The organism is Bradyrhizobium sp. Kon37, assembly GCF_055807535.1.
The window spans coordinates 23163-48212 of the sequence record NZ_JBVVOY010000025.1 but is presented as its reverse complement, the minus strand read 5'-3'; the positions used below and the strand labels follow the sequence as shown (position 1 = coordinate 48212).

The window sequence follows — 25050 nt, the reverse complement described above, 5'->3', positions numbered from 1 at the left end:
ACGCTTTTCGAGTTAGAACACGACGACTGAACGGATCGATTTGCCCTCATGCATAAGGTCGAAGCCTTTGTTGATGTCTTCGAGCTTGAGCGTGTGGGTAATCATCGGGTCGATCTGGATCTTTCCGTTCATGTACCAGTCGACAATCTTCGGCACGTCGGTGCGGCCCCGCGCGCCGCCGAAGGCGGTGCCGCGCCAGTTTCGCCCGGTGACGAGCTGGAACGGGCGGGTCGCGATCTCCTTGCCGGATTCGGCAACGCCGATGATGATCGAGGTGCCCCAGCCACGATGGCAGGCTTCCAGCGCCTGGCGCATCACTGTGGTATTGCCGGTGCAGTCGAAGGTGTAGTCGGCGCCTCCGTCCGTCAGGGTCACGAGATGCGGGACGATGTCGCCGGTGATCTTCTTGGGATTGACGAAATCGGTCATGCCGAACCGGCGTCCCCATTCCTCCTTGGAGTCGTTGATGTCGACGCCGATGATCTTGTCCGCGCCAGCCATCTTGGCGCCCTGGATCACGTTCAGGCCGATGCCGCCGAGGCCGAACACGACCACGTTGGAGCCCGGCTCGACCTTGGCGGTGTTGACGACGGCCCCGACGCCGGTGGTGACGCCGCAGCCGATGTAGCAGCTCTTGTCGAACGGCGCGTCCTCGCGGATCTTGGCGACCGCGATCTCCGGCAGCACGGTGAAGTTCGAGAAGGTCGAGCAGCCCATGTAGTGGTAGATCGGCTTGCCCTTGTAGGAGAAGCGGCTGGTGCCGTCGGGCATCACGCCTTTACCCTGCGTCGCGCGGATTGCGGTGCAGAGATTGGTCTTCTGGCTAAGGCAGCTTTTGCATTGCCGGCATTCCGGCGTGTAGAGCGGGATGACATGGTCGCCTGGCTTCACCGAGGTCACGCCAGGGCCGATCTCGCGGATGATGCCCGCGCCCTCGTGGCCCAGGATCGACGGGAAGATTCCTTCGCTGTCGAAGCCGTCGAGCGTGTAGGCGTCGGTATGGCAGATGCCCGTCGCCTTGATCTCGACCAGGACTTCGCCGACCTTCGGTCCTTCCAGATCGACTTCGACGATCTCGAGCGGCTTCTTGGCTTCGAAAGCGACGGCGGCACGTGTCTTCATCTTAAACTCCTCAAATTCCGGCAGGGCGCCAAGAACCAGGTCTTGGTCGGGCTCCGCACGTTCACTTCTTGCCCATGCACGAATCTTCGTTCTTGGTATAGGCGTCGTTCTTGTCCTCGTGCTTGCCAGGTCTGGTGCGGCCCCAGGCCTCGTTGGAGCGGGCGCGCAGATAGACGTAGAGATCGTCCATGTAGCAGGCGACGTTCGGGTTATCGCCGAAGGCCGGCATCACGTTCTCTGCGGCAGTCGAGATGTTCTTGCGGCCGGAGGCGACGACGCCGAGAAAGTCGGCATAGCTCATCGTCTTCAGCGAATCCTTCAGCGCCGGGGCGTAGGTCGAGCCCATGCCATCCGGGCCGTGACACACATGGCAGTCCGAGTGATAGCGGCGGTATCCGGAATAGGTGTACCAGTCGACGGATCCGTCAGTGACCTTATAGGTTGGGTTGCCTTCCTTGTCGGACCATTCGCCGGTTTCGTTCTGCTTGACGGCGGTCGGGTCACCTGAGCCGTCCGCGACGGCAATTCCCCCGGACGCGACCAAGAACATCGCAGCAATGGCAGAGCAGATTTTACGCAAGAGATTTTCCTCGGAAGACATTCGGTGAGACGAGCCGGCGCGTGGAGTTGATCCACGCGCCGGAGCGATGCTGAGAGGCCTAGTTGGGCAGCGAGAACACGGTCAGCGTACCGCCGAGTGCGGTGTAGTTGCTGAGCGCCGCGTAGCCACCGACTGCGCCGAGACCGGCGGTCGGATCGGTCAGGCCTGCCGCCAGACCGATGCCGGCCCAGCCGCCCACGCCGGAGAGCACTGCGACATACTGCTTGCCGCCGTTCTCATAGGTAGTGACGTTGCCGATGATGCCGGAGGGAGTCTTGAACTTGTAGAGCTCCTTGCCGGTCTTGGCGTCGACTGCCTTCAGGTAGCCTTCGAGCGTTCCGTAGAACACCACGTTGCCTGCGGTTGCGAGCGCACCCGACCAGACCGAGAACTGCTCCTTGTTCGACCAGACGATCTTGCCGGTCTTGCCGTCCCAGGCGATGAAGTTACCCATGTGGGTTTCACCCTGCGGCGGATACATCGAGAGCGTCGCACCCACATAGGGCTGGCCCGCGGTGTAGCTCACCTTGAACGGTTCGTAGTCCATGCAGACGTGGTTGGTCGGAACGTAGAACAGCTGCGTGTCCGGCGAGTAGGCTGCCGGCTGCTCGTCCTTGGTGCCGAGCGCGGCCGGGCAGATGCCCTTCACGTTGTGGTCCTCACCCGCCTTGTCGGTCGAAGCTGCATCGAGCACCTTCGGGCGGCCGTAGGTCGGCGAGTTCTTGTCCATGTCGACGCCGGAGGTCCAGTTCACCTTCGGATCGTACTTTTCGGCGACCAAAAGCTCGCCGGTGGCGCGATCGAGCGTGTAGCCGAGGCCGTTACGATCGAAATGCGTCAGCAGCTTGCGCGGCTGGCCGTTGATCTGCTGGTCCGAGAGGATCATTTCGTTGACGCCGTCATAGTCCCACTCGTCGTGGGGCGTCATCTGATAAACCCACTTGGCCTGGCCGGTGTCAGGGTTGCGAGCCCAGATCGTCATCGACCATTTGTTGTCGCCGGGACGCTGCTTCGGATTCCAGGTCGAGGGATTGCCCGATCCGTAGTAGACGAGGTTCAGCTCGGGGTCGTAGGAGATCCAGCCCCAGGTGGCCCCGCCGCCGATCTTCCACTGATCGCCTTGCCAGGTCTTCAGGCTCGAGTCCTTGCCGACGGGCTTGCCGAGTGCGGTGGTCTTCTCTGCATCGACCAGGATCTGATCATCCGGTCCTTCAGAGTAGCCGCGCCAAGCCAGCTTGCCGGTCTTGATGTCGTAGGCGGTCATATGGGCCTGAACACCGAACTCACCGCCGGAAATGCCGATCAGCACCTTGTCCTTGACGACGAGCGGCGCCGAGGTGCCGGTCTCGCCCTTGCCGGGATCGCCGTTCTTGGCAGTCCATGCAACCTGACCGGTCTTGGCATCGAGCGCGACCAGGGTGGTGTCGGCCTGATGCAGGAAGATCTTGCCGTCGCCGTAAGATACGCCGCGGTTGACTGTGTCGCAGCACATCACGGGGATGACGTTCGGATCCTGCTTCGGCTCATACTTCCAGACGATCTTGTTCTCGTTCGAAAGGTCAATAGCGTAGACCTTGTTCGGGAACGGCGTGTGGACGTACATCATGTTGCCGATGATCAGCGGGCCGCCTTCATGGCCGCGCAGCACGCCGGTCGAGAAGGTCCAGGCGACCTGGAGCTTGCCGACGTTTTGAGCATTGATCTGGTTGAGCTTGGAATAGCGGGTATTGGCATAGTCGCCCGCCGGCATCACCCAGTCTTTCGGGTTCTGCGCCATCTTGTTCAGCTCGTCATTGGCTGACGCGCTGCCTACGGCGAGAGCCGCAGCGGACCCAAGAAAGGTCGCCAGTAGTACCTTGCGCATAGTCATTCCTCCGTTGTCTCGTTTATTTTTCCGAAGCATTGCTCAATCACCGGGCTTCTCGTCCGGTGTCTGCTCGTGCAGGGCGGTCACGTTTGGGACCAGAAACGATGCTGGGTGCTTTCTCCTCCTGATGAGAGCTACGGGTCCACGTGCAGGAGCGGCCCGTTTTTGTTGTTCCTGATGCATCCGTAGCGACTTCGCCATCGGGAAACTTGCCCAAGAGAGAAGCTGGTTTGCTTGACAGCGCACGGCCGCGAAGATTTTGATTTTGCAGTAGCGAATTCAGCGGCTTCCGCAGCGCGTGGGACCGTCTTCCACGCTTAGGTTCCCCTTGACGGCGCTGCAACTAAGGCGGAGGATTAACTTCCAAGGGTGGCAATGGAACGATGGCGCTCGTTCCAGAAGATCGCTCAAAATCGAGGTAAACGTCACGCAATCACGGTTCAGGGCTCCGGCAGCGCGGCTCGCGATTCGCGTCAAAATCTCCGGATCAAACCAGTGGCTGGATTAATGTCCGACACAATTCACACGCTCTCGACGACGGGAATGACGCCGAAGCGGCAGATCCAGAGCTGGATCGACGGGTTGACCAGCCTGTGTGGGCATTTCGACGTCGATCCGCTGGAAGCGTCTTCGCTCGAAGGCCGCATCGACTACACCAGCGTCTCGCGCCTGAAGCTCTGCCAGATCGAGGTCAGCCAGCATCGCATCGCGCACACCCTGGCGCGCGCCAAGGCCAACGAACACCCGTATATCAAGATCCACTTCCAGACTTACGGCGTGTCCTATTTCGAGCAGGAAGGCCGCCACATCGAGCTGAACCCGGGCGACATCATCGCCTATGACGTCTCTTGTCCGCATTCGATCATCAGCCCTGCTTTCACGCGCCACGACGTGGTGATCGTACCCAAGGCGCTGCTGCGCGACCGCGGGTTCCCGTCGCAGCGAATGCCCGCCTGCAAATTGACCTCACGCACGGGGACGGGGCGGATCGCCCACGATTTCGTCCACGCGACCTTCGACGAGGCGGCCAAGCTGTCGGCGAACAGTGCGGTCGGCGTCGCCGATTCGCTGATCGACCTCTTGCTGCTGCCGCTGCGCGAGGCCGACACGATGCTCGATCGCGTCGGTCCCGAAGCGACCTATGTGCGCGCGCAGTTCTTCATCCGCGAGCATTTGCGCGATCCGGATCTGTGCATCGACCAGATCTCCGGCGAGCTCGGCTGCTCCAAGCGTTATCTGCACATGCTGTTCTCGGAGCGCGGCACCACGGTGAGCGACTACATCTGGCAGGCGCGTCTTCAGAATTGCCGCCAGGAGCTCGAGGCCCACGCCGGCAAGACCATCACCGACGTCGCGTTCTCCTGGGGCTTCTCCAGCTCATCGCATTTCAGCCGGGTGTTCCGGAAGTATTTCGGCGTGGTGCCGTCCTCGATCCACAAGGCGCAACAGGGCGCGGTTGCCGCGGACGAGCACTAGGCAAACGCCAGGTTCGGCGACGACGACGGTTGACCGTCACGCGCCCGCGATGTCTCTCACGCCGATATGGCGATATAGGGAATGCTGGTCAGGAGAGCGGCGAGCAGCACCGCATTGCCGAGCATTCCACTCCAATGTAGTCGGCGTAGCCGGCGCGGTGCCTCGGCATCGCCGGCGTCCCTGGCGCTGAGCTGTTCGTCCATCCGTTGCATGAACCAGCGGCGTCCGTAGATCGCCAAGGCTGCAAGGAGGCCGACGCCCATCGCTGCGACCAGACGACCGTCGAGCAGGAAAGCGACCGCTCCGATAATTCCGGCAACGCGCATCACCAGAAAATGCGCATTGAACATTCCGCGCAAAAGCTGGGCGACGGGCTGGATATCCAGCTTCACCAGCAGGAAGGCCGGAGACGCCAGCGTGAAATAGCCCATCGGAAAGAGCAGGATGATCATGACGGCTACGGCAACGCCATCCGGTGTCATGGGATCGGCCTTTCTCGTCCGCGCCGGTGAGACCTTCCCGGCAGCGTCGCACAATCATAGCGGGAAAATACGTTTCCGGCACTAGGCTTTGGTCGGATGCTGCGCCGCGAAGAGCGTCTTGTCTCGCGGTTCAGGAGGGCTCGAGGCCGAGCGACCGCGCGCTCTCGATCCAGATCGGCAGCTCGCGCTGATATAGGGCGTTGGTTTCCTTGAAGCCGATCGCGGGTTCGAGCACGAACGTATTGAGAACCTCCTTCACCTTCGGATCGTTGTTGGCAGCGACGCAAAGCTCCGCCAGGCGGTCGACGACCGGTTGCGGTGTCGCCTTCGGCACGGCCCAGCCGGAGAAGCCGCTAACAGTGAAGAATTTCGACGTCGCGCCCTGCTCGGGGAGGGTCTTGATATCGGGGATGGCGTCGACCTTCTTCGAATGCACCGCGAACACGGTGCCACGGTCGCTCTGCAAAACCGATTGCGCTGCCGTGTAGCTGCCCATGGCCACGTCGAGCGTACCTTCCAGCATGCCCGTCCACATCGGGGCTTCGCCGCGATAGTGGATCGGCTCGATGGCAAGGCCATACTGCTTGTTGAGTTCGTGGACCGTCATATGCGGGGCCGAGCCTGCGCTATAGGTGCCGAAGTTGACCTTGCCGCTCTTGCGCGCAAAGGCGACGAAATCCTCCAGCGTCTTGACGCCGGTCTTCGGGTTCGCCACCAGCAATAGGCCGGCGCCCGGAATGACGCTGACGAGCGTCAAATCCTTGTCCATGTCGTAGCCGGGAGTCTTCATCACGACCCGGTTCATGATGTAGGTCGTCGAGATCGAGCACAGGATGGTGTGGCCGTCGGGCTCCGCGCGGGCGACCTCCGCGGTCCCGATCGCGCCCGCGGCACCGGGCTTGTTCTCGACGACGACGGTCTTTCCGACCTGCTTGGCAATGAATTCGCCATAGGCGCGCGCGAGCAGGTCGGTCTGTCCGCCGGCGGGATAGCTGCAAATCATGCGGATCTGCCGCGATGGCCATGCAGCTTGCGCCGAGGCGCCGTGCGAGACGAAGGGGATCGCGAGTGCGGTGGTGCCGGCGGCGATGAAGTGGCGGCGATCGAGCGTTGCGGACATGATTCTCTCCCGGATTGCCGTCGACGGTACTGCATCGGATCGCCTCTGCCATGGGAGACAGGCGAGACAGATTGGCGCATTCGAAGGGCCGCGCTGTGCCTATTCGGGCGTCATCCGGACAATCGCACCTTTCGCATGACACGCAGCCAGACGATTTCGGTCAGGGCTACCGCAACCAAGCCAAAGGTGCCGCCGATCAGCACGTTGACGATGCGCTCCTCCGCGATGCCGCTGGCGCTGCCGGCGAAAGAGGCGGCCAGCGCGATGAAGAAGCAGCGCAGGCCGAAGCCGATGATGTAGCGGGAGAACGAGATCAGCGTGAGGGTGGCCGCGAGAACCGCGAGCGCATAGCCGACCCGGCTTTGCGGCAGCACCATGCCGGCGAGGAAACCGAGCGGCACGCCGGTGACGGCGCCGATCGCCCGCTGCTTCAGCTTGCCGGTCGAAGTGGCGAGATCGCCGACCACGACGCTTGCGGCCGACCACATCACCCATTGGCCCTGCGCGAGATCGAGGATCTCGACCAGCGCCGCCGCAGCGAACACCGCAAGGGCGGTTGCCGCCGCGGGCACAAACCATTCGGCCGCGGGCGCTCCGAACGAGGTCGCGGCATCGCCGCACCGTCGCTGGTCGTAAATCCGGATGGCGCAGACCAGAGCCAGCGCGATCGGAGAGGACACGATGATCATGCCGGCATGGCGCAGAGCTTCCGAGGCGCTCACGCCCTCCCGCACCTCGCAGGCAAGATACACGGCGGGGATGAACACCCAATTCCCGAGCGTGCGGAAATGTTCGCCGTGGCGCGTCACTGCGACCGCAAGGAATCCGGCGAGCGCCGTCAGCACTGCGAAGAGCGGCTTGATCGGGCTCGCGAGGAACAGCGCGGCAAAGGTGAGGAGGATGGCGAGATAATGCCACGCGACGACTTTCGGCGGCAGGCGCAGCCTGAGCGCGGGAATGAGCAACGAGACCGCGACCAACCCGAGATTCAGCAGCGCCGTCTCGCGCGCAAAGAAATAGGCGGCGACTATGGGGCCGACGACGATCAGCGCCCGCACCAATTCGCCGGTCTTGATTTCGCGCGAGAGGAGGTCGCGCAGGCTTGCGGCGGAAGGATTCACGATGCCACCGGATGGCCGAATGAAAACGGCGGCATCATAGGGGGCAGAATGTCGCCGAGCTAGCGATGGTTGTAACGGGCCCATCGCCGACCTCTTTATCCGTCATTCCGGGAGCCGGATGCTCCCGTCAACGCTGAATGATCTTCATCCAGACGTCGCCGAGGATCGCGGGCTCACGTGGCGGCAGATAGGTCAGCCCCGCCTGCGTGCCGAATTCGGCGATCTTGCCCTCGACAGCAAGCCCGGTCAGCGCCTTGTTAACGGTGTCGATCAGCGCGGGATCGCTGGCGAGCCCGACATAGCCGCGATTGGCCCCGATCGGATAGTAGTAGCCGGACGCGGTGATCGCCGTATCGGGGTGCGCGGCGCGATGGGCGTCGAGGCGGCCGAGGTCGATCAGCGTCGCGTCATAGTCGCCGCGGGCAAGTGCACCGAGGAGATCATCGCGGCCGGGAACGAGATGGGTGATGTCGTCGATCAGGCGCCCCTTGTCGAACGTCATGAGGATCGCATCGCCGAGCGAGCCGCTCTCGATGACGAGGCGCAGGCCGGCGAGATCGCCGATATCGCCGATCTTGCGACCCCGCGCCTTCGGTCCGAGCACGACCGTCATCGGCGAGTAGACATAGGGCTGGCTCGGCGCGAGCACGCCGAGCGCGACGCGGCGGCGCCGGTCGTCGCGCGTGGCGCCGGCAAAATCCGGCAGGCGCGCCGTTTTCATGCCGGGCTTGACGAGGGAGTCCGTCGTCAGCGCGTAGCCGCCGACGAGCGAGCAGCGGCCGTCGGACAGCAGCGCATTGGCCTCGAGCTGCGGGCTCGAATCCTCGTCCAGTTTGCTCTCGAACCACTGGATCGTCAGCGGCCGTCCGAGCCGGTCGGCGATCGCTTGCGCCAGCAGCACGTCGAAACCCGAGTCCGGCTTGCCCTTATGATGCACCGAGAGCGGCGGCCTGTCCTCGTCGAGACAAATCTTGAGCGGATCGTCGGCCGCGCGTGCAGCCGCGGCCGCCGCCGCGAGGATCGCGGCAATGCTCCAAGCGGCCAGCCAGCGCCTCATGGTTTTCTCCGGCTTGAGATGAAGGCCCAGAGATTCCCGATCTCCTCGTCGCTAAGAATATCGGCCCAGGGCGGCATCTTGTTGTTCTTGCCGTTCCTCACGGTGGTGACGAAGCGCGTCTTGTCGTCGGGGAAGGTGCGCAGATCCGGCGTGATGGTGCCGGGGTTCATCATGTTGGGACCGTGGCAGTGCGAGCATTTCTCGGCATAAGTCGACTTGCCGTGGTCGATCTGCGCCTGCACGGGATTGCCGGTTGAATCATCCGCGGCACGAACAGTCGCCGCAAGCGCGACCGTCAGCACCGCGACGGTGGCGAGGATCGCCACCGTCTTGTGAGATAGCTTTCTCAGCATCGTGCCGTGGTTATTGCTTGACCGCAAAAACCCAAAGCGAGCCGCCGGGCGGGACTTTGGCCAGCCGTTCGTCGCCGGAAAACAGCGAGTAGACGCCGCCATAGCCGCTCGTCACCGCGACATACTGCACGCCGTCCTGCTGCCAGGTCACGGGTTGTCCCTCGATGCCCGAGCCGGTCTGGAACTGCCAGAGCTTCTTGCCGGTGTCGGCATCGAAGGCCTCGAACTCGCCGGTCAGCGCGCCCGAGAATACGACGCCGCCCGCGGTCGACAGCACGCCGGAGAAGCGCGGGATGTCGCTTGGTGCTTCCCACTTCGCCTTGCCGGTCATGGGATCGATCGCCTTCAGATGACCGCGCGGGCCGTCACCCCATTCCCAGAGATCGGTGAGGTCCATGCCGAGATACCATTCACCCTGCTTGAAGGTGGCGGGTTCGGTCTTGTACCTGCCGCCGAAGGCGAGCGTGTTGGCGTAAGCGAGGCCGGTCTGCGGATTGAACGACATCGGCTCCCAGTTCTTGCCGCCGAGGATCGACGGATAGACTGTCACCTTCTTGCCCTCACGCGCGTCCTTCGAGACGTCGGTCTCGATGGGACGTCCGGTCTTCATGTCGATTCCGGTCGCCCAGTTGACCTTCACGTAAGGATTGGCCGCGAGCAGCTTTCCGTTGGTGCGGTCGAGCACGTAGAAGAAGCCGTTGCGGTTGGCGTCCATCAACACCTTCGTCGGCTTGCCCTCGACGTTCATGTCGGCGAGGACCATCTCGGCGACGCTGTCATAGTCGAACGGATTGTTCGGCGAGAACTGGTAGTGCCACTTGATTTTACCGGTCTTGGGATCCATCGCCAGCACGGAGCAGGTGTAGAGGTTGTCGCCCGGGCGCACCGCCGAGTTGAATGGTCCGGGATTGCCGATACCCCAATAGACCGTGTTCAGCTCGGGGTCATAGGAGCCCGTAATCCAGGTGGAGCCACCGCCGAGCTTCCAGGTATCGCCCTTCCAGGTGTCGCCGCCGGGCTCGTCCGGGGAGGGGATCGAATGGGTGCGCCACAGGTGCTTGCCCGTTGCGGGATCCCAGCCGTCGATGAAGCCGCGGGTGCCGAACTCGGCGCCGGAGATGCCGGTGATCACGATGCCGTCGGCGACCAGCGGCGCCACCGTCATCGAATATCCCTCCTTGATGTCGGCCGCCTTCTGCCGCCACAGCTCCTTGCCGTCCTTCGCGTCGAGCGCGATCACGTTGGCGTCGAGCGTGGTGCGGAACACCTTGCCGTCATAGAGCGCGGCGCCGCGATTGATGATGCCGCAGCAGACGATGCGCGGCGTTTCGGCAGGATACTCGACCTTGGATTTCCAGATCTGCTTGCCGGTCTTGGCGTCGACCGCCATGGTCGCGTTGTGCGACGTCACGTAGATCACGCCCTGGTACACCAGCGGCTGCGATTCCTCGCTGCGATCGTCGTTGAAAGAGTAGTTCCAGACCGGGACAAGGTTCTTGACGCTGTCCTTGTTGATCTGGTTCAGCGTCGAGAAACGCTGGAGATTGTAGCCCATCCCGTAATTGAGAACGTTCGATGTATCGGTCGCACCCTTGACCAGCTGCTCGCTGGTTTGTGCATTTGCACAAGTCGATGCAAGCATGACGAGGCTCGCGGCCATCGCAAAGCGTTTCATCCGTTCCTCCCAATATGCGCGCCTATTGACGCTGCGACAGCAACACTCCGCCCGAATGCAAAACGCGTCAATACGAAAGTCGTAATTGCGATGCCGATATGGTGGGCGGCGGGATGCCGGTCACCTGACGGAGAGCTGACAAGCAACTCTCACTTGTGCGCAGGCGCTGAAGAAATTCCGCGGCATGGAGCAGGGCGCGTGCGCCACGGTAATGGTCGGGCCGACGGGTTCCGCAAGTTGTACGGGCGCAGGCTGCAATTCGGGGCTTGAACCGAGGCTCGCTTGTGCACTTATGTCGTTTCGATCCGGCTCGAATCGGAGCTCTTGGTCTGGGAGGTTTTCATGATATCGCGTCGCTCTGTTGCACTTGCGCTCACGATTGCACTGCTGGCCGGTCCGGCATGGTCGGCCTCCGGCAACGCGGTCAAGACGTTCGATACCGACAATGACGGCACGCTCGATCTTGCCGAGGTGAAGAAGGCGGCGGCCGCGTTGTTCGCCAAGCTCGATCCCGATCGCGACGGCACGCTCGACGCCCGCGAATTGCGCGGACGGTTAACGGCGAAAGAACTCGCCGCCGCCGATCCCGATCGCGACGGGACTCTCACGCTGGACGAATACCTCTCGGTGGTGGAGCAGCGCTTCAACGCGGCGAATCCCGACAAGGACGGAACGCTGGATGCGAAGGAGCTGAACTCGCGCGCCGGCCGTGCGCTGCTGCGCTTGTTGCGGTGAGAACCGGGCCGCTTGACTGGGAGCGAAGGCGAGTTGCCCCAGAGAGAAATTTGCAAGCGCGATGCGACAGTTCGCTGTGTCAACGGCGCGATTCCCGACTTGCGCTGTGCCTGACGCAGCCCTAGGTTTTGGCCGGCGCGATGTCGCGCTCAATCCCTTGGGAGTCCCCGAATGGCCTGGAAAGCTCCGAAGATCGTGGAAGTGCCGGTCGGCATGGAAATCAACATGTACGCCTGCGCTTTGCGCAAGTAAGACCACAAGTAAGACTGACGACCTGCCGCGGCTTCGATGGCAACCAACGTCGAAGCCGTGGTAGTGTCGGGGATGCGCGCGAGAGCTCTTACATTCCGGACCATAGCCGCCTGCACCGTCGCGCTCGCACCGGTATGCGTCAGCGCCGAAGAGGGCTTTGATACCGAGCACATCTTCGGCTTCATGATCGGCACCGATGTCGGCAATCCCGGCGAGCGCGAATTCCAGACTCAGACGACAGGTCGATTCGGCAAAGGGGGCGGGACCTATCGCGCGCTGTCGCACGAGGTCGAGATCGAGGTCGTTCCGCTGCCGAACTTCCGTATCGAGGTCGGCGGCACGGCCACGCTGCACGACATCACCGGCGTCCCCGATATCGGCGACCGCCGCCAGTTCAATTTCCAGGGCGCTTCGCTCGACCTGCGCTATCGCCTGCTCGATCGCGAGCGCGCGCCATTCGGGTTGACCGTCGCCGCCGAACTCCATGGCGATCGCATCGACGAGACTTCTGGCGCAAAAGGGCGGATGTACGGTACCGATTTCACGCTCGCCTTCGATCGCGAGCTGATCCCGAACTTCGCCATCGGCGCGCTCAACCTGATCTATCAACCCGAATGGGCGCGCTTCGAGGTGGCGGGACTGTCCGAAAAGAGCTCAACCGTCGGCGCGGCCTTCGCCGGCCTGGTGCGCGTGCGGCCCGATGTGCTGCTCGGCGGCGAGGTGCGCTACTTCCGGCAATACGAAGGGATCGGCCTCGGCGAGTTCGCAGGCCAGGCGCTGTTCGTCGGTCCGACCGCTTATTTCCAGCTTTCGGAGCGCTCGCGCCTGACCATGAGCTGGAGCATGCAGGCCTGGGGCCGTCCGGCCGGATCGGGCGGCAATCTTGACCTCGTCAATTTCGAGCGCCACCAGGCGAGGCTGGTGTTTGGGGTCAATTTCTAGCGCTCGCTCAGCGGTTACGGGGACATGCGACCGGCAATTCCCGCTCGATTTCGCGCGGCCGGATTGAAACTTCCGGCTCCTCGGAGCGTAATCTTTTGTGCTAATCTTCATCGCCTCTGCGAGGATCCCGGCATGAACCCGATCGACCTGGTGGTGACTGTGTGTGCGGTGCTCTCGCCTGCGACCTGCGAGGAGCAGCATCTGGTGTTCAACTACGCGGGGTCGCCGACGCAATGCGCGATGGCTGCGCCGCCCTATATCGCGCAATGGGTCGGCGACCATCCGAAGTGGCAGGCGGTGCGGTGGCGCTGCGAGTATCCGCATCCGAATGACAAGGCGTAAGCCGCCGGCGTTATTTCGTGCAGTCCTTCAGATCCTTGTCGGCGATCGAGAACACCGCATCCGCCTTGATCTCGATGTCGCGCACGATGCACTGCCGCGCATTGGGATAGCTGACCCTGGCGTCGTAGCGGCCGGGCTCGACGCCGGTGATGCGCAGCCGCTCGTCGTGGTCGACCTCCTTGTCCTTGTCGTTCAGGCACTGGTTCGGACCCCACTCGGTCTTCCCGGCCGGCGAGAGCTGGAAGCCGGAGATCGTCTCCGTCGTCAGATTCCAGAGCCGGATACCCTTGCCCTTGGCCTGCGCGAGCGCCGCGCCCGGCATCGCAACCAACAGGATGCCGATCGCAATCAGCGTACGCCGCATGGTGAATCTCCCGCGAAGATGTCGTTGGTCCAGTTGACCATGAGTTCTCATTTTGATTCAAGCTGCAACGCTGCGAACTCGGCCTTGATCCTGCCGAGCTCGGCCTCGCTGCGCTCCGCGCGCGGGATGGCAATCGGCACCTCGCGCACGATGCGCGCCGGTCGCGGCGACAGCAAGAACAGGCGGTCGCCGAGCCGGATCGCGTCATCCAGGCTGTGGGTGACGAGCAACGTCATCACCGGACGGCGCGCCACCAGCGTCGCGATCTCGTCGCGCAAACGGCCGGCGAGTGCGTCGTCGAGCGAGGCGAGGGGCTCGTCGAGCACGAGCAGGTCGGGCTCCACCGCAAAGGCGCGGGCGAGCGCGACGCGCCGGGCGAGGCCCAGTGATAATTCGCCGGGAAAATGGCTGCGATGCGCCTCCAGCTCCAGGATCCTGAACAGCTCGGCGAGCTTGGCATCGGTGACATCGGGGGCCGCAAGCCGCACATTCTGCTCGACCGAGCGCCATGGCAGCAGCCGCGGCTCCTGGAAAACCATGCCGATCCGCGCTTCCGGCGGGCGCGAGACGCGTCCCTCGAAATCGCGGTCGAGCCCGAGGATGATGCGCAGCATCGTGCTCTTGCCGCAGCCGGACGGACCGATCAGCACGCCGACCTCGCCGGATTGAAGCGCGAATCTGACCGGCGCGAGCACCTCCTGCGTCCCGCCCGCGGCACTCTTGAACCTCTTGCCTGTGATATCGACCTCAAGCCGCACGGGGTCGCCATCGTGTTGCGCGGGCTTCGAACGGTTGCACCAGCGCGGTCTCGATCACGAGCACGACGGCGGCGAAGGTCAGCGAATAGGCCAGCAGCCGCGGCGTGTCGAACAGCTGGAAGGCGACGCCGATCTCGAAGCCGACGCCGTTGGGTCGCCCCAGGAGTTCGGCGACCAGTACGATCTTCCACACCAGCGATAATCCGGACCGGGCTGAGGCTGCGATATAGGGTGCCAGTTGCGGCAGCACGACGTGGCGGAAGGCGCGCCAGCGTGGCATCGCGAACACGCTCGCCATCTCGTCGAGCGAGCGGTCGAGCGCGCGTGCGCCCTCGCGCAGGGTGACGATGGCGGTCGGCAGCTTGTTGATCGCGATCGCCGCGATCGCTGCGGCCTCGGTGAGGCCGGCCCAGATATAGGCCAGCACGATCACGACCAGCGCGGGCAGGTTCAGCAGCAGGATCAGCCAGGGATCGCCGAGTCGGTCGGCGAGCTTCACCCGTCCCATCAGATAGCCGATGGCGCTGCCGAGTGACATCGCCAGCACGAAGGCGAGGCTTACGCGGGCAAGCGTGGCGCCGAGATGCAGGAACAGCGCGCCGCTCGATGCTTCCGCGATGACGACGTCGAGCACGGCGGGCGGGGAGGGCAGCTTTGCGGCGCCGACGAACAGCGCGGCAATCCACCAGATCGCGAGCAACAGGGCAAACGACAGAAGACGCAGCACCTCAGTCTCCGGGAACTGCGTGATAGAACGTGCCGGGATCGAGCTCGGCGGCCGGGCCCACGAGGTCGCGTCCGCCGGTCTCGGCCAGCACGCGGTAGAGCACGCGCGCGTCCTTTTCTTCGTCATCGATGCTCCGGCGCGGAATGCCGTCGCGATAGCGCTCGCGATAGGTCTTGAGCAGGGTGGCATCGCTCGTGCCGGTGAGCGGCGCGATCTTGTCCCAGGCGGCATCCGAGGTCACCAGCAGCTGCTTGGCCTTGCGCGTCATCGCGATGAAACGCGCCACGGCCTCGCGATGACTTGCCGCCCAGCTCTCGTCGAAAACATAGCCGACCGCGGAGACGGCGCCCTTGGCGCCGAGTTTTGGCAATATGTCCTCAATGCCGGTGAGGCGTCTAAAGCCCTTGGCCTCCAGCTGTGCACAGAAATTCCAGAAGTTGAGGCTCGCATCCATCTCGCCGTCGAGCGCCTTGGCGGCGATCAGAGGCGGAGCACCATAGACGATGGTCGCCTCCGATTTCAGGTCGATGCCGTCCTGCTTCATGCGCGCCTGGAGCAGCAGCCAGCTCTTGTCGATGGGACCACCGCCGACCGCGAGCTTGCGGCCCTTCAAATCGGCGAGCGACTTGATCGGCGAGGCGGCCGGCACCATCACCGCGCCGAGCGCGCTGGAATAGGGATAGAAGGTGAGCTTGGCGCCGAGCGTGCGCTCGCGCGACACCCACAGCCAATCGGACAGGATGATGTCGGCGTTGCCGGCGCGCAGCGCGATCTTGCCGGCCTCGGGGCTCGCAAGCTCGGTGACGTCGAGCGACAGGTCGGCCTCCTTGTCGAGGCCGCCAGCGCGGATCGCGGCCAGCTCCCAGGAGAATGTGCCGGTCTTCTGCACCGCAAGGCGGATGGTATCTGCGGCGCGGACGGGCCCGGCTAGTGTCAGCGCCAGCGTCACCGCGAGCGCCAATGATCGACCAAATGCTCTCATCACCTTGTGAGCCGTTTCCTCTGATAGAGTGCTTTTCAGGACAATACGCATAGCATAGCTTCCGTCGCAACCAGCGGGAGGACGCGCATGAATCTGGCCGGACAGCTACGACCGATTGTCGCCGCATTGGCGGTGTGGGCTGCGACCGCGCTCGCCGCGCAGGCTGAAGAGGCCAATGATTATCCGACGTCGGCGCGTGCCGAGTATGTCTATGGCTGCATGAAGGCCAATGGCGAGAGCCGGCAGGCGATCGAGCAATGTTCCTGCTCGATCGACGTGGTGGCCTCGATCGTGTCCTATGAGCGCTACGTCACCGCAGAAACCGCGCTCAGCATGTCCCAGGTCCGCGGCAATCTCGGCGTCCAGTTCCGCACCTCGGAGCAGGCGAATTCGGCCGTGAATGATTTGCGGCGAGCGCAGGCGGAAGCCGAGGTGAGGTGTTTCTGACACTTTCTTCCTTCTCCCCTTGCGGGAGAAGGTGGCGCGAAGCGCCGGATGAGGGGTATGTCGCCGCGAATACTATCGCAAGAGAGTAGCTCGCGGAGGCAAACCCCTCACCCAAGCGAATTTTTGTCTACCAGCGGTGCTGCCCTCTCCCACAAGGGGCGAGGGCACAGCCATCCGCAGCGCATTCGACTTTGAAGGGGGCGGGAAGGTAGCGCGCTACGTCCCCGGCTTCTCCACATCCCACTCGTTGCGGAACACGTGTCCATCCGTATCCTTGGCTTCCGCGCGAAAACGCTTGGCGCCGTTGGACACATAGGTGAAGCGCAGATTGGGATCTTCCGAGATCGAGATGCCGCCTTCCATCGAGAGCACGGGGCTGTCGTCCTGCGTCAGCTTGAGCTGGTTGACGAAAAAGGCGGGAATGTAGAGCTGCGTGACCTGGTCCATCTGCAGCCCGGAATTGTTGGGATGGCCGATCATGATCTGAGCCTCCCGCATGCGGCTCGCCGGGGCCTCCTCGCGCGCGAATTGCCGGTAGCGCATCTGCCCGAGTCGATTCTGGGCTTCCTCGGCATTCTTCCCCGCCGGTGCCGAGCAGCCGCCGGAAGCTTTCACATAGACTTTCGAGACGTAGAGCTGTCCATCGCTGAGCTCCGCCACCGCATGGACGTCGGTGTAATTGTTGACGCGCACCCGCGTCGAGATTTCGGTGACGTTGGCATCCGGCCCGAGCTCGAACTTCGCCGCCATTGGCGCGGGATTACGATCGATCACCAGGGTGATCGAACGGATGCGGCGGGCATCGCCAGGCGAGAGCTTGCTGCGCAGGGTCACCGGCACGATGGCCGCGTCCTCGGCGCGATACGGCATTTCGATGCCAATGACATTGCCGCCGTCATTCATCGGACGGTTGCTGAAGATGTCCTGCACCAGGCCCGGCCAGGGATCGTAAGCCTCTTCCGCCTGCGCCGGCACGGCGAATGCAATGCCGAGGAGCAGGGCGATCAGAGGTAGTCGGCGCGTGCGTCCCGTCATGGTCATGGTCCCGCGGACGAAGCAACGTTTCGCGCATCGTAGCGCGTCCGCTACTCCCATTCAATTTCCGAAAATGCTGCGGTTGCGTTGCGGGCATTGTAGTCGTCGAACAGCTCCCAGTGCGGCCGTTCCGAGGCGGCGGCCTTGTCTGCGGCGGTCCGGATCGGCTCGCCCTTCTTGTTCGATGCCCGGACGTCCGCCAGCAGCGCCATCAGATAGCGCCGTTCATCGGTCAGAGCCGTAGGCCATTCGCTCACGGGCCCGTGACCGGGAACGACGCGCTGCGCCGGAATGCGCTCGAGTTCCGCGAGAGTGCCGAGCCAGCCGCGAATGCTGCCGTCCATCACCGGAATATGGCGGAGGAAGACGAGGTCGCCAGTGAACAGCGTCTTCGTCATCTCATCGAACACGGTCAAATCATTGTCGCTGTGCCCGGCCGGCCAGGCTCGCAAGGTCAGGCGGCGCGCGCCGAGATCGAGCGTCATTGTGTCCGTGACGAGCATTGTGGGTGGCACGATCTTCACGGGAGATATCAATTCGTCGCCCATGATGCGCCTAAAATTGTCGAGATAATACGGCCCGCGGGCAGCGAGCGCCCGCGGCAGCCTGCTGTGACCGACGAAAATGGTGTCCCCGACGGCGAAGGCCGCATTCCCGAAAACGTGGTCGGGATGGCCGTGGGTGTTGATGACGTAGCGGATCGGCTTGCTGGTGCGGGCCCGCACCGCCGCCAGCAGCGCCTCGCCCTCGCGAACGCTACCGCCGGTATCAATCACGGCCACAGCATCCTCGCCCACGATGAAGCCGACATTGGCGATGTCGCCCTCGTTCTCGCGGGTCATCAGGGCGATGGCCCCGGAGTGTACGAAGATTCCCGGCGCGAGTTCGCTTACAGGCAATTCGGCCGCTGCGGCGCATGCTAGCGTCGCTGTCACCAGCAGGGACAAGGCTGCGATCACGAGAGCGATGCGAGACACTTTTCAGCCTCAGTTCAAAGGTTGCGCGCATTGCGCTGCAACAAAGAAAGCCAGCACAAACTCTGGCAAAACATGGCGCGTCATGCGTTGCATGGCTAGCATTCAAACAAGCCCAGGAGGAAGCGCGATGACGGAGGCCGGACGACATCGTCGCTGGTTGTTTTCACTGAGTATCCTGGTTGCGTCTTGCGCGTTCGGCGACGTCGCCATCGCGCAGACCAACGAGACGGGTGACCTCTCGTTCGAGCTGGTCGACCCCAAGGTGCTGCGCGTCTGTTCCGACCCGCGCAATCTGCCGTTCTCGAACGAGAAGGGCGAGGGGTTCGAGAACAAGCTTGCCGAGCTGTTTGCGGACAAGCTCCAGAAGAAGCTCGACTATGTCTTTTTTCCGCAAGCCACCGGCTTCGTGCGCATGACGCTCGGCTCGCATCGCTGCGACGTCATCATGGGCTTCCCCCAAGGCGATGACCTCGTGCAAGGCACCAATCCCTATTACCGCACGAGCTATGCGCTGGTCGCGAAAGCAGGCAGCGGGCTGGAGGAGGTCGACACGCTCGAGGATCCCAGGCTGAAGGGCAAGCATGTCGGCATCGTCGCCGGCACGCCGCCTGCGACCAACATGGCCATTGCGGGACTGATGGGTGATGCAAAGCCCTATCCGCTGATGATCGACACGCGCTACGACAATTCGGCGCAGGCAATGATCGATGATCTCACGGCGGGCAAGATCGACGCCGGCGTGCTGTGGGGACCGATGGCAGGGTTCTACGCGAAGAAGGCGGGCTCGCTTCATGTCACGCCTCTGGTGAAGGAAACCACCGGGCCCAAACTGGTCTATCGCATCGGCATGGGCGTGCGTGGCGCCGACCAGAACTGGAAGCGGCAGCTCAACAAGCTGATCCAGGAGAACCAGGGCGAGATCAACAAGGTCCTGCTCGATTTCGGCGTGCCGCTGCTGGACGAGAGCGATCGGCCGCTCGGCGCGGAGACGGCCAAAAAGGCACCATGACATGAGGCGGCGCGTTGTCGCTGCGCTGGTCGCCGCCATGCTGATGGCGCCGGTCGTTGCGCAGCAGCAGGAGCCGTTCGAGCCCGAGGGTTATCGCACCGACAATTACCGCGCGCCTGTGCCGGCGACGCTGGGCGGCGCGCGCGTGCTGTCGACGTCAGAAGCCGAGGCGATCTGGCACGCGAAGAGCGGCGCCTTCATCGACGTGCTGCCGCGCGCGCCGAAGCCGAAGAACCTGCCGGCGGGTACCGTCTGGCGCGAGGCGCCGCGCAAAAACATTCCGGGCAGCATCTGGCTGCCGGACACCGGCTACGGCACGCTGCCGCCCGCCATGGACGACTACCTTCAGCGCGGCCTTGCGCGTGCATCACACGGCGACAAGACCGCGCTGCTCGTGATCTATTGCCTGGCCGATTGCTGGATGTCCTGGAACGCCGCCAAGCGAGCGCTCGCGTACGGCTACTCCAACCTCGCCTGGTATCCCGACGGCACCGATGGCTGGGAACGCGCCAAACTTCCGACCGAGGAGGCGCAGCCGGAGCCGCGGCCGGAGCAGTAGGCAAGCGATCGTCATGCTCGGGCTTGTCCCGGGCATCCACGTTCTTCGTGCCGCGTGGCTAGGCGTCATGGCCGGGACATGCCCGGCCATGACGGCCTGTCGCACGTGGGAAGAGGCGAAGAAAGCTTACTGCTTCTGCAACTTCGTCAGCGTGCCCGTGCCGTTAGTGTCGGTCGCAGAGTAGCTCACCTTGTCGCCGGCGTGGACGGCATCGAGCATCGCGGCATCCTTGGCCTTGTACTCCTGGAGTGCGCCGGCGCCGCCTGCGCTGCCGCCGACTGTGCCCTTCTGTGTCTGCTGGATCGAAATCGTGCTGTTGAGCCGATCTATCCGGGTGACCATTCCGGTCAAATCGTCAGCGAATGCGCTGCTTGCGAGCATGCTGATGGCCGCAGCGCCTGCGAGGATGAATTTCGTGGTTCCCATCGAGGCCTCCCGATGCCTTGGATTACCCGACGACAAGACATCCTAGACCGATTTGGTTCCGGCATATAGCACAGGTTAATGATCGCAATGGAGGCGCGGGAACCTGCCGCAAGCGGTCAATGAGGCTGACGCTATTCCATTTCCTGTTGGATCACGCGTCCGAGCGCAAACAGCCGCTGGTCAATTGTGGTGGGAACCTCGCAGACGAACCGTACCACCTTATAGCGGTCCTCGAAAATGCGGGTCTTCCAGATCAGCTCGTTGCTGAGCGCATCGACCTTGGCCTCGTCGCGCGGCGTGGCGCCCTGGAGCGCCTGGAGCTGAACACTCTCCTCGCGGATCTTGTCGGCGGCTTCGCGCTGCTTGCGGCTGACGCGTTCCAGTCCGCTCATGACCTGCGAGCGCTGAGCGTTGAGCGTGTCGAACAGGCCTGCGAACAGCAGTTTCGCATTCGCGGTCTTGTCGGCCGCGGAGCCCGCCAAAAACTCCCTCACCAACTTCTCGGCTTCGTCCAGCGGCGTCTTGCGTGCCGACAATTTGGCGACCAGCGCGCTGACTTTGGCGTCGTCCTTCCACTTGTTCTGCACGTCGTCGAGCGAAGGGCCGGCCCAAACGGCCGCGAGCGAAATTTCCGGCACTTTGGCCTGCGTGCAGGGCCAATCCGGATAGCGCGGATCGGCCGCGCGTGCCGCCGTGCCCGCGACTGCGAGCATCAGAGCGGCCATGGCCAGAACCCGAACCGTCATCCTTCGCCTCCCGCAGGGCCCCGTCGCGCCAGCCCGCGCGAGGGATCATAGGCCAGAATCGCGCCGATCATGAAGACGATTGTGCAGGTCGCGACCACCGCCAGCGAAATCCAGTTGATTTGCCCGTACAGCGCGAAGCGGATCAGCTCGACCGCGTGGGTGAACGGATTGACCTCGCAGAGATAATAGAGATAGGGGCTGCCCTCCTGCACCCGCCAGAGCGGGTAAAGCGCCGAGGAGGCGAAGAACATCGGGAAAATGACAAAATTCATCACGCCGGCAAAGTTCTCCAGCTGCTTGATGCCGGAGGAGATCAGCATGCCGAGCGAGCCCAGCATCAGTCCGGACAGGATCAGTGCCGGCAGTACGGTGAGATAGCCGATCGGAGGAGGCGTGATGTCCCAGAACCAGGCGATCAGCAGGAAGGCATAGACCTGGAGCAGCGACACCGCGGTGCCCGCGAGCAGCTTGCAGAACAACAGGTAGCCGCGCGGCAGTGGGCTGACCAGCAGCGTGCGCATGTTGCCCATCTCGCGGTCATAGACCATCGACAGCGAGGACTGCATGCCGTTGAAGAGCTGGATCATGGCCATCAGTCCGGGCGCAATGAAGACCTCGTAGAGGATGTAGGTCTCGTAGGGCGGGATGATGGAGATGCCGAGCACCTGACGGAAGCCAGCGGCGAAGATGAACAGCCACACCAGCGGCCGCACCAGCGCCGAGACGAAACGCTCGCGCTGGTGCAGAAAGCGCAGGCCTTCGCGCCAGACGATGCCCGTGAGACAGGTCATGTATTCGGCGGCCGAGAAGCCGCGCGGCGCCTCGCGCGTGGTGATGCTGCTCATGCGCCGCCACCCGGCAGGGTCTGCGCGCCGGTTAGGCGCATGAAGGCGGTGTTGACATCCTGCGCGCCGGCTTCCGCGACGACGCGACTCATCGGTCCCTGCGCCAGCACCTTGCCCTGATGCAGCACCACGAGATCGTCACCGGCCATGATCTCGTCGAACAGATGCGTGGCCCAGAGTACGCCGATGCCTTGCTCGTTCACGAGCTGGCGCACATGGCTGATGATGTCGGCGCGCGCCTTGACGTCGAGGCCGACGGTCGGCTCGTCCAGCAAGAGCAGGCGGGGCCGGTGCAGCAGGGCGCGTGCGATCTCCAGCCGCCGCATCTGCCCGCCCGAGAGATCGCGCACCTTGCTGCCGGCGCGCTCGGTAAGCCCGATGCGACCGAGCAGCTCGGCGGCTCGCGCTCGAGCCTCGCGGCGGCTGATGCCGTGGAGTGCGGCGTGATAGAGCAGGTTCTGCGTCAGCGACAGATCGAGATCGAGCGTGCGCGGCTGGAACACGACGCCGAGCAACCGCAGCGCTTCGCCAGGGCTTTTGCCGACGTCATGGCCGAAAATGCCGACGCGCCCGGACTGGATGCCAAACAGCCGTGTGATCAGCGAGAACAGCGTGCTCTTGCCCGCACCGTTGAGGCCGAGCAGGGCCGTAAAGCTCGCGGGCTGCACGTTGAAGGACACGTCCATCAGTGCGCGGCGCTGGCCATAGGCGTGGCTGACGCTGTCGATCGACAACGCCGGCACCGCTGCCGGATCGGGCCGTGGCGTCTCGCGCTGTTCGGAGATGGGAGCAGGGCTGGTCATGGCGCGATCGTGATACCCCAGGGCAGTTCGCCCACCTGAATGGTCTTGATCACCTTTTGCGCGGCGACGTCGATGACGGAGACGTCGTTCGACACGCCATTGGTGGTCAGCAGAAATTTCTCGTCCGGCGTGAATGCCATGTGCCAGACCCGTTGTCCGACCAGCAGATATTTCGTCACCTTGCGCGAGGCGGTATCGACCACGGCGATGCGATTGGCGGGACCGAGCGCGATGAAGGCGGTCTTGTCGTCCCGGGTCATGCCGATGCCGACGGGCTGGATGGCCTCTTTCCTCAACCCCGGAATCTCGAAATTGATCTTGCCGGTCACCTCGTGCTTTGCGGGGTCGATGATCGAGACGGTGCCGCCGATCTCCGAGGACACCCACAATTCGGAAGCGTCGTGCTTGAATTCGGCAAAGCGCGGCCGCGCGTCGACCAGCACGTTGGCGACGATCTGGCGCGACGACGTGTCGATGAAATGCGCCATGTTGGTGGTCTCGGACGTGTTGATCAACGTCTTGCCGTCCGGGCTGATGGTCATGCCCTCGGGCTCGACGCCGACCTGGATGTCGCCAAGGCGGGCGCGCTTCTCGAGGTCGATCACGGTCACTGTGTTGTCGTTCTCGTTGGCGACATAGAGGACCTTGCCGGCGGCATCCTGGGCGAACAATTCCGGGTCGGGCCCGGAGGGCAGGCTGTCCACCACGGCCTGCGTCTTGGCGTCGATCATCTGGATGGTGTCGTCGTCGCCGACCGCGACCATCACGAACTTGCTGTCGCGCGTGAAGTCGATGCCGCGCGGGCGCTGGCCGACCTTGATGGTCTTGGTCACCGTCCAGCTCTCGGTGTCGATCACCGACACCGTGTTGCTCTTCTCGTTCGAGACATAGGCGATGAACGCATGCGCCGGCGCTGCCGCCAGCGCCAGTCCGGACAGCAACCCAACACGCCACGCGCGGAACATCTGCTTCCTCACTTCAGCTTGCATTTGCTCTCCGGGCGGTCATAGCCGAGCGTGTCGAGCTCGGAGACTTGATGCAGGAAACCTTCTTGCGGTGACACCGACACCACCATGCGGCCGTCGACAAGCAGGATCGGTTGGCGCAGCTGCAGGTTCCAGTCGCGCAAGGTCAGCTTGGTGCCCTTGAAGGCGGCGACCGAGAAATCCGGCCCCTTGATGAAATCGGTGACCTTCTTGACGTCGCCGGAATTGGTGCGCGAGGTGGCCTCTCCGATCATGCGTACGGCGGTCCAGGCCTGCATGTCGAGCGCGGTCATCCGCCGCGCATTCAGCTTGACGAAGCGGTTCTGCATCTGGATCGCGCCCCACTGGTCTTGCGCGGCGTCCCAGCTCCGCGGCACGAGACCGGCGGAGCCCGCGACAGGCCGCGGATCCCAGGTGCGATAGGGCAGGTAGGCGCCGAACACCTCGCTCTCGTCAGCGGCGACCAGCACATCGTAGGCCGGAGCCTGTTGCGTGAACACCGGCATCTGGCGTTGGATCAGCGTCACGCCCGAGTCTGTGCGGCGCGCGCCGCCTTTGTCCTCGAAGCTGCGCTCCTGCACGATCTTGGCGCCGAACCGCGTCGCGGTGCGCCGGAGCGCATCGGCGAACAGCCTGTCCTCGTCATGCGAGCCGACCACGAGCAGCCAGCGCTTCCACTGCTTCCACACCAGATATTGGCCGAGCGCGTCCGCCAGCATCGCGCGCGTCGGCGCGGTGTGGATGACGTTGGCACGGCAATCGGCCTCGCGCAGCCGCTCGTCGATCGCGCCGGCGTTGAACAGCAGCGTGCCGCGCTCGCGCAGGGCGTCGGCGACTTTCAGCAGCGCGTCGGCCGGCAGGTCGGCGATGATGAAGCCGTTGCGCGAGGCGAGCTCGGTCGCGGCCTGCACGGCATCCTCGCCCTCCTTGATACGCCGCTCCTCCAGCGCAAATCGCTGGCCCAGGAATTTGCCGGTGGTGTTGTTGTCGTCGATGGCGAGGCGTGCGCCGGCGACGCCGTCATTCTCCGCGGGCTGCTCGACCAGCGACAGCGTCGATCTGGTGCCGGCGACACCGAGATAGCCGACGCCGATCATGACAGGGTCGGCCGCGAGCGCGCTCGTCGCAGCAAGACCCAGGCCGATCAGGCCGACAAACCATCGGATCATGTTTCCTCCGCGCAACTCCCCGGCTTGACCGCCGATGGAGAATTGTCTCTGCTAAAGCATGACCGATTTGTC

At 63.7% G+C, this 25050-nt stretch carries 29 protein-coding genes; 8 read left to right on the top strand and 21 right to left on the bottom strand.

What is annotated here, in order from left to right; translation table 11 throughout:
* Positions 1 to 12: 12 nt before the first annotated feature.
* The 3 genes from AC0L3J_RS31365 to xoxF5 all read right to left on the bottom strand — a co-directional run bounded on the left by AC0L3J_RS31365 (position 13) and on the right by xoxF5 (position 3587).
* Complete coding sequence (locus AC0L3J_RS31365; RefSeq protein WP_027566533.1) at positions 13 to 1122, bottom strand: S-(hydroxymethyl)glutathione dehydrogenase/class III alcohol dehydrogenase; 1110 nt, start codon at positions 1120 to 1122, stop codon at positions 13 to 15.
* A gap of 61 nt (positions 1123 to 1183) precedes the next feature.
* Positions 1184 to 1672: a c-type cytochrome, methanol metabolism-related gene (locus tag AC0L3J_RS31360; protein WP_473294794.1), complete on the bottom strand. Its 489-nt coding sequence runs from the start codon at positions 1670 to 1672 to the stop codon at positions 1184 to 1186.
* Positions 1673 to 1781: 109 nt separating this feature from the next.
* The gene (xoxF5, locus tag AC0L3J_RS31355) at positions 1782 to 3587 is read right to left on the bottom strand and encodes a lanthanide-dependent methanol dehydrogenase XoxF5 (RefSeq protein WP_456768798.1); all 1806 of its coding nucleotides are present in this window, start codon (positions 3585 to 3587) and stop codon (positions 1782 to 1784) included.
* A gap of 510 nt (positions 3588 to 4097) precedes the next feature.
* Between xoxF5 and AC0L3J_RS31350 the strand changes: the two genes are divergently transcribed.
* Positions 4098 to 5066, top strand: coding sequence for a helix-turn-helix domain-containing protein (locus AC0L3J_RS31350; protein ID WP_007601369.1), 969 nt, complete (start codon positions 4098 to 4100; stop codon positions 5064 to 5066).
* Positions 5067 to 5122: 56 nt separating this feature from the next.
* Here the strand turns inward: AC0L3J_RS31350 and AC0L3J_RS31345 are convergent, their stop codons facing one another.
* The 6 genes from AC0L3J_RS31345 to AC0L3J_RS31320 all read right to left on the bottom strand — a co-directional run bounded on the left by AC0L3J_RS31345 (position 5123) and on the right by AC0L3J_RS31320 (position 10874).
* On the bottom strand, positions 5123 to 5548 hold the full coding sequence (locus AC0L3J_RS31345; protein WP_473349600.1) for a hypothetical protein: 426 nt from the start codon (positions 5546 to 5548) through the stop codon (positions 5123 to 5125).
* Positions 5549 to 5678: 130 nt separating this feature from the next.
* The gene (locus AC0L3J_RS31340) at positions 5679 to 6668 is read right to left on the bottom strand and encodes a Bug family tripartite tricarboxylate transporter substrate binding protein (RefSeq protein ID WP_473349599.1); all 990 of its coding nucleotides are present in this window, start codon (positions 6666 to 6668) and stop codon (positions 5679 to 5681) included.
* Positions 6669 to 6778: 110 nt separating this feature from the next.
* On the bottom strand, positions 6779 to 7789 hold the full coding sequence (locus AC0L3J_RS31335) for an FUSC family protein (protein WP_473349598.1): 1011 nt from the start codon (positions 7787 to 7789) through the stop codon (positions 6779 to 6781).
* A 127-nt stretch (positions 7790 to 7916) separates the two neighbouring features.
* Complete coding sequence (locus AC0L3J_RS31330; RefSeq protein ID WP_473349597.1) at positions 7917 to 8846, bottom strand: substrate-binding periplasmic protein; 930 nt, start codon at positions 8844 to 8846, stop codon at positions 7917 to 7919.
* Complete coding sequence (locus AC0L3J_RS31325; RefSeq protein ID WP_473349596.1) at positions 8843 to 9199, bottom strand: c-type cytochrome; 357 nt, start codon at positions 9197 to 9199, stop codon at positions 8843 to 8845. The genes AC0L3J_RS31330 and AC0L3J_RS31325 overlap by 4 nt, the downstream gene beginning before the upstream one ends.
* A gap of 10 nt (positions 9200 to 9209) precedes the next feature.
* On the bottom strand, positions 9210 to 10874 hold the full coding sequence (locus AC0L3J_RS31320; protein ID WP_247436601.1) for a methanol/ethanol family PQQ-dependent dehydrogenase: 1665 nt from the start codon (positions 10872 to 10874) through the stop codon (positions 9210 to 9212).
* A 342-nt stretch (positions 10875 to 11216) separates the two neighbouring features.
* Here AC0L3J_RS31320 and AC0L3J_RS31315 point away from each other — a divergent pair, with 342 nt between their 5' ends.
* From AC0L3J_RS31315 to AC0L3J_RS31300, 4 genes are all read left to right on the top strand, one after another.
* Positions 11217 to 11609: a penta-EF hand family protein gene (locus AC0L3J_RS31315; protein WP_473349595.1), complete on the top strand. Its 393-nt coding sequence runs from the start codon at positions 11217 to 11219 to the stop codon at positions 11607 to 11609.
* A gap of 171 nt (positions 11610 to 11780) precedes the next feature.
* Complete coding sequence (gene pqqA, locus AC0L3J_RS31310; protein WP_018460299.1) at positions 11781 to 11861, top strand: pyrroloquinoline quinone precursor peptide PqqA; 81 nt, start codon at positions 11781 to 11783, stop codon at positions 11859 to 11861.
* A gap of 36 nt (positions 11862 to 11897) precedes the next feature.
* Entirely contained in the window at positions 11898 to 12803 is a 906-nt protein-coding gene (locus AC0L3J_RS31305; protein WP_473349594.1) for a hypothetical protein, read from the top strand.
* 132 nt (positions 12804 to 12935) lie between these two features.
* Entirely contained in the window at positions 12936 to 13145 is a 210-nt protein-coding gene (locus AC0L3J_RS31300) for a hypothetical protein (protein WP_027566545.1), read from the top strand.
* A gap of 10 nt (positions 13146 to 13155) precedes the next feature.
* On the opposite strand, the gene AC0L3J_RS31295 is transcribed toward AC0L3J_RS31300, so the two are convergent.
* Genes AC0L3J_RS31295 through AC0L3J_RS31280 form a run of 4 tightly spaced genes read right to left on the bottom strand, consistent with a single transcriptional unit; the run spans position 13156 to position 15976 of the window.
* On the bottom strand, positions 13156 to 13509 hold the full coding sequence (locus AC0L3J_RS31295) for a hypothetical protein (protein ID WP_085350566.1): 354 nt from the start codon (positions 13507 to 13509) through the stop codon (positions 13156 to 13158).
* A 47-nt stretch (positions 13510 to 13556) separates the two neighbouring features.
* Entirely contained in the window at positions 13557 to 14267 is a 711-nt protein-coding gene (locus tag AC0L3J_RS31290; RefSeq protein ID WP_473349593.1) for an ABC transporter ATP-binding protein, read from the bottom strand.
* On the bottom strand, positions 14257 to 14994 hold the full coding sequence (locus AC0L3J_RS31285; RefSeq protein ID WP_456768809.1) for an ABC transporter permease: 738 nt from the start codon (positions 14992 to 14994) through the stop codon (positions 14257 to 14259). The genes AC0L3J_RS31290 and AC0L3J_RS31285 overlap by 11 nt, the downstream gene beginning before the upstream one ends.
* 1 nt (position 14995) lies before the next feature.
* Complete coding sequence (locus AC0L3J_RS31280; RefSeq protein WP_473349631.1) at positions 14996 to 15976, bottom strand: ABC transporter substrate-binding protein; 981 nt, start codon at positions 15974 to 15976, stop codon at positions 14996 to 14998.
* A gap of 87 nt (positions 15977 to 16063) precedes the next feature.
* Between AC0L3J_RS31280 and AC0L3J_RS31275 the strand changes: the two genes are divergently transcribed.
* Positions 16064 to 16423 carry a hypothetical protein gene (locus tag AC0L3J_RS31275; RefSeq protein WP_027566550.1) on the top strand — a complete coding sequence of 120 codons (360 nt, stop codon included), beginning with the start codon at positions 16064 to 16066 and terminating at the stop codon, positions 16421 to 16423.
* A gap of 216 nt (positions 16424 to 16639) precedes the next feature.
* Here AC0L3J_RS31275 and AC0L3J_RS31270 read toward each other — a convergent pair whose 3' ends face one another.
* Together AC0L3J_RS31270 and AC0L3J_RS31265 are read right to left on the bottom strand one after the other, a co-directional pair.
* Positions 16640 to 17458, bottom strand: coding sequence for a quinoprotein dehydrogenase-associated SoxYZ-like carrier (locus tag AC0L3J_RS31270; RefSeq protein WP_473349592.1), 819 nt, complete (start codon positions 17456 to 17458; stop codon positions 16640 to 16642).
* A gap of 50 nt (positions 17459 to 17508) precedes the next feature.
* The gene (locus AC0L3J_RS31265) at positions 17509 to 18435 is read right to left on the bottom strand and encodes a quinoprotein relay system zinc metallohydrolase 2 (RefSeq protein WP_473349591.1); all 927 of its coding nucleotides are present in this window, start codon (positions 18433 to 18435) and stop codon (positions 17509 to 17511) included.
* A gap of 127 nt (positions 18436 to 18562) precedes the next feature.
* Between AC0L3J_RS31265 and AC0L3J_RS31260 the strand changes: the two genes are divergently transcribed.
* Together AC0L3J_RS31260 and AC0L3J_RS31255 are read left to right on the top strand one after the other, a co-directional pair.
* Positions 18563 to 19444: a substrate-binding domain-containing protein gene (locus AC0L3J_RS31260; protein WP_473349590.1), complete on the top strand. Its 882-nt coding sequence runs from the start codon at positions 18563 to 18565 to the stop codon at positions 19442 to 19444.
* Position 19445: 1 nt separating this feature from the next.
* Positions 19446 to 20003, top strand: a complete 558-nt coding sequence (locus AC0L3J_RS31255; protein ID WP_473349589.1) for a PQQ-dependent catabolism-associated CXXCW motif protein — start codon at positions 19446 to 19448, stop codon at positions 20001 to 20003.
* Positions 20004 to 20129: 126 nt separating this feature from the next.
* Here AC0L3J_RS31255 and AC0L3J_RS31250 read toward each other — a convergent pair whose 3' ends face one another.
* From AC0L3J_RS31250 to AC0L3J_RS31225, 6 genes are all read right to left on the bottom strand, one after another.
* Positions 20130 to 20429 carry a copper-binding protein gene (locus AC0L3J_RS31250; RefSeq protein ID WP_473349588.1) on the bottom strand — a complete coding sequence of 100 codons (300 nt, stop codon included), beginning with the start codon at positions 20427 to 20429 and terminating at the stop codon, positions 20130 to 20132.
* A gap of 131 nt (positions 20430 to 20560) precedes the next feature.
* Positions 20561 to 21175: a hypothetical protein gene (locus AC0L3J_RS31245; protein WP_473349587.1), complete on the bottom strand. Its 615-nt coding sequence runs from the start codon at positions 21173 to 21175 to the stop codon at positions 20561 to 20563.
* Entirely contained in the window at positions 21172 to 22020 is an 849-nt protein-coding gene (locus AC0L3J_RS31240) for an ABC transporter permease (RefSeq protein ID WP_456768815.1), read from the bottom strand. The genes AC0L3J_RS31245 and AC0L3J_RS31240 overlap by 4 nt, the downstream gene beginning before the upstream one ends.
* Positions 22017 to 22823 carry an ABC transporter ATP-binding protein gene (locus tag AC0L3J_RS31235; RefSeq protein ID WP_473349586.1) on the bottom strand — a complete coding sequence of 269 codons (807 nt, stop codon included), beginning with the start codon at positions 22821 to 22823 and terminating at the stop codon, positions 22017 to 22019. Before AC0L3J_RS31235 ends, AC0L3J_RS31240 begins: the two co-directional genes overlap by 4 nt.
* Positions 22820 to 23812 carry a YVTN family beta-propeller repeat protein gene (locus AC0L3J_RS31230; RefSeq protein ID WP_473349585.1) on the bottom strand — a complete coding sequence of 331 codons (993 nt, stop codon included), beginning with the start codon at positions 23810 to 23812 and terminating at the stop codon, positions 22820 to 22822. Before AC0L3J_RS31230 ends, AC0L3J_RS31235 begins: the two co-directional genes overlap by 4 nt.
* Positions 23797 to 24978: an ABC transporter substrate-binding protein gene (locus AC0L3J_RS31225; RefSeq protein WP_473349584.1), complete on the bottom strand. Its 1182-nt coding sequence runs from the start codon at positions 24976 to 24978 to the stop codon at positions 23797 to 23799. Before AC0L3J_RS31225 ends, AC0L3J_RS31230 begins: the two co-directional genes overlap by 16 nt.
* Positions 24979 to 25050 lie beyond the last annotated feature (72 nt).